Origin of the sequence: Bacteroides sp. CAG:189 (assembly GCF_000432295.1) — a bacterium.
GTDB lineage: Bacteria > Bacteroidota > Bacteroidia > Bacteroidales > Bacteroidaceae > Bacteroides > Bacteroides salyersiae.
Window position 1 is genome coordinate 1 of the sequence record NZ_HF990992.1, and the last position, 3,075, is coordinate 3,075.

Consider the following 3,075-nt stretch of genomic DNA (forward strand, 5'->3'; position numbering starts at 1 on the left):
AAAACAAAGTTTTCTTTTCTTCTACGATACGGACGAACCGGAGCAAGAAACCTGCCGGAACGGCAACAACACCGCCCTGCCCGAAATCACCCTGTTCATCACCGCCTATAATGAGGAACAGGTAGTAAACGGAAAGATGAAAAACTGCCACGAACTGGATTATCCCAAAGAGAAACTGCATATCGTATGGGTAACGGACGGCAGCAATGACCGAACCAATGAAAAATTAAAAGCGTATCCCGATGTCACCCTATTGTTCGTCCCCGAAAGAAAAGGAAAAACAGCCGCTATGAACCGGGGAATGGGATTTGTCACCACGCCTTTGGTCATATTCACAGACGCCAATACATTTATTAATCCGCAGGCCGTTCGCGAGATAGTAAAATGTTTTAACCATCCGCAGGTGGGATGCGTGGCAGGAGAAAAACGGGTAGACATGTACAGTACCGGAGGAGCTGTTTCCGGAGGAGAAGGATTGTACTGGAAATATGAATCATGGCTGAAAAAAATGGATTATCAGCTCTATTCCGCCATAGGTGCTGCCGGAGAATTATTTGCCATCCGCACCCCGTTATATGAGGAAATGCCTGAAGATACCCTACTGGATGATTTTATGCTGTCCCTGCGTATCGCCATGAAGCAGTATACGATAGCATATTGTGATACGGCATATGCCTTGGAAAGCGGATCGGCCGATATGAAAGAAGAGGAGAAAAGAAAAATACGTATCTCGGCAGGAGGATTGCAGTCCGTCTATCGTTTGAAAGAACTGCTAAATCCTCTACGTTATGGAATCCTCAGTTTTCAATATGTCTCCCACCGCGTACTGAGATGGTCGGTAACCCCGGTTGCCTTGTTTCTGCTCTTTCCCCTGAATATCCTGCTGGTTGTCTGTAGTGAGAGCCATCCGGTTTACTTTCTTTTTCTTCTGCTGCAATCCGCATTCTACCTCGGGGGAGTTTATGGCAGCTTCCTGTCTGCCAAGTCCGTAAAGAACAAATTACTTTATATTCCCTACTATTTCCTGTTCATGAACATCAATGTGATAAAAGGTTTCTTCTATTTGAAAAGACATGCCGGCGGAACATGGGAAAAATCCCGCAGGGCATAATATTTACTCACCAAAATATTTTTCTATCATCTCACGCAAAGCGGGAGCCATAATCGGCTTGGCCATATAATCGTCACATCCGGCTTCAAAAGCCTTGTCACGGTCACTGTCATACGCATTGGCGGTAAGAGCTATGATGGGAAGTGTCCCCCCTTTCAGACGAATTCTTCTGGTAGCTTCCAAACCGTCCATAACAGGCATCTTTATATCCATCAAAATCATATCGGGCCGGCAACCCTCAAATTTCTCAATAGCCTCCTGCCCATCGTGGGCACGGTAAACTTCATACTCCTTTCTTAAAATTATAGATAATAAGAGGTAATTACTTTCCGTATCTTCAGCTACCAAAATCTTTTTCATTTCTTCTTTTCATTGATTACCTTGCAAAATTACGATATAAAATGATATAAACAATATTTTTTTTGTATATTTGCTGTCAGTAACAAATATCACGCATCTAAATTCGCTAAGAGAAACAGTATATTGAGAATCATACTATTAATATGAAAATTCCGAGTAATATATTGCACGATAAGCAGTATGCAGACAAAATTCTGGAAATTACGGCTGATACTATGTTTTTCGTATATAAAGACGGCACCTGTTTAGACTTCAAGGCTAATACGACGGACTTCTTTATAAAAGAACAAGATATTATAGGGAGAAATATATTCTCTTATTTCCCTGTGGAAACGGCACGGGAGATGTATGCGGAATTCACCAAAGTACGGGCAGGAGACAAACTTTCCGCACGGAATTACAAATTAATATTGGAAGATGACGTAAAATACTACAAATGTATTATCAGCAAGTATGATGAGGAGCATTTTCTTTTTCAATACAGGGATATCACAGGCCGGAGTGTCGTCAGGCTGAAACTGGAAAAAAAGCAAAAAGATTTGTGCGAAATAGAAAAAGCCGCAAGAATAGGATTATGGGCATACGATTCGTCCACACGGTTCTTCACTTATTCGGGATACACCCGGATATTCTGTAACGATGAGGAACAGAAACAGATTTCCATAGATGAATACATGAACTATATGCACCTTGATGACAAGGCCCGTTTCAGTCAATGGCTGGAAGAAAATCTGAAGGAGAAGGATGCTTCCAATACCATAAACTACAAACTCCTTATTGACGGAAAGACCGTCAACATGAGAATAAAAACATATCATAAAGAGGTATATATGCAAAGGACCGTATTGGAAGGATATATACAGAACACATCCGAGATTGTTTGGAAAGCAGAACGCTCCAACCAGCTGAAATCTGCCTTCCTTGCCAATATGAGCCATGAAATCCGTACACCGTTGAATGCCATTCTAGGATTCTCACGCATTATAGCTGAAACGGAAAACGCCGAGGAAAGATTGCAGTATTACGATATTGTAGAAAAAAACAACATGCGCCTGCAGGAACTTATCAACGAGATTTTGGACCTGTCGAAGATTGAATCGGGCATGATGGAGTTCAACTATGCGCCTGTATCCCTTTATACTTTATGTGAGGATGTAAAAAACACGTATAGTTTCAGGTGTCAGCCTGGGGTGGAGCTTGTTTTCGAAGAGTCCGATCCGTCACTGGTTATCTCGACAGACAGGAACCGCTTGTTCCAGGTTTTCTCCAACCTGATAGGTAATGCTACAAAATTCACAGCCAAAGGTTCTATCAGCTTCGGATATAAATTGACGGAAAAAGAAATTGTTTTTCATATAGCCGATACCGGAAGCGGTATTTCCGATGACAAGATAGACAAGATATTCGACCGTTTCATCATGGCCAACAACCAGGTGCAAGGTACAGGACTGGGTCTTTCCATCAGCAAAATCATTGTAGAAAAGTTAGGAGGAAAAATAGCTGTACAATCAAAAATGGAAACCGGAACCACATTCACTTTTACATTGCCTTACATTTCAGCAAACGGAGATATGAAATGGGAGGAAAAACTTCCACCAGCTTCC

Annotated in this window: 3 protein-coding genes; 2 read left to right on the plus strand and 1 reads right to left on the minus strand. The window is 41.9% G+C overall.

Annotated elements, in window-relative coordinates; all coding sequences use genetic code 11:
• On the plus strand, positions 1–1,111 hold a 1,111-nt coding region (locus QVP90_RS01665), incomplete at its 5' end, for a glycosyltransferase family 2 protein (RefSeq protein WP_288203735.1).
• Between the two features lie 3 nt (positions 1,112–1,114).
• On the opposite strand, the gene QVP90_RS01670 is transcribed toward QVP90_RS01665, so the two are convergent.
• Positions 1,115–1,471 carry a response regulator gene (locus QVP90_RS01670; RefSeq protein WP_007832352.1) on the minus strand — a complete coding sequence of 119 codons (357 nt, stop codon included), beginning with the start codon at positions 1,469–1,471 and terminating at the stop codon, positions 1,115–1,117.
• Between the two features lie 143 nt (positions 1,472–1,614).
• On the opposite strand from QVP90_RS01670, the gene QVP90_RS01675 reads away from it, so the two are divergent.
• Positions 1,615–3,075 (plus strand): PAS domain-containing sensor histidine kinase (locus tag QVP90_RS01675; RefSeq protein ID WP_288203736.1); only part of this gene is annotated, 1,461 nt, incomplete at its 3' end.

Bases quoted from the DNA above. Each gene is read 5' to 3' on its own strand.
- QVP90_RS01670 (WP_007832352.1), bottom strand. From the start codon at position 1,471: ATGAAAAAGATTTTGGTAGCTGAAGATACGGAAAGTAATTACCTCTTA.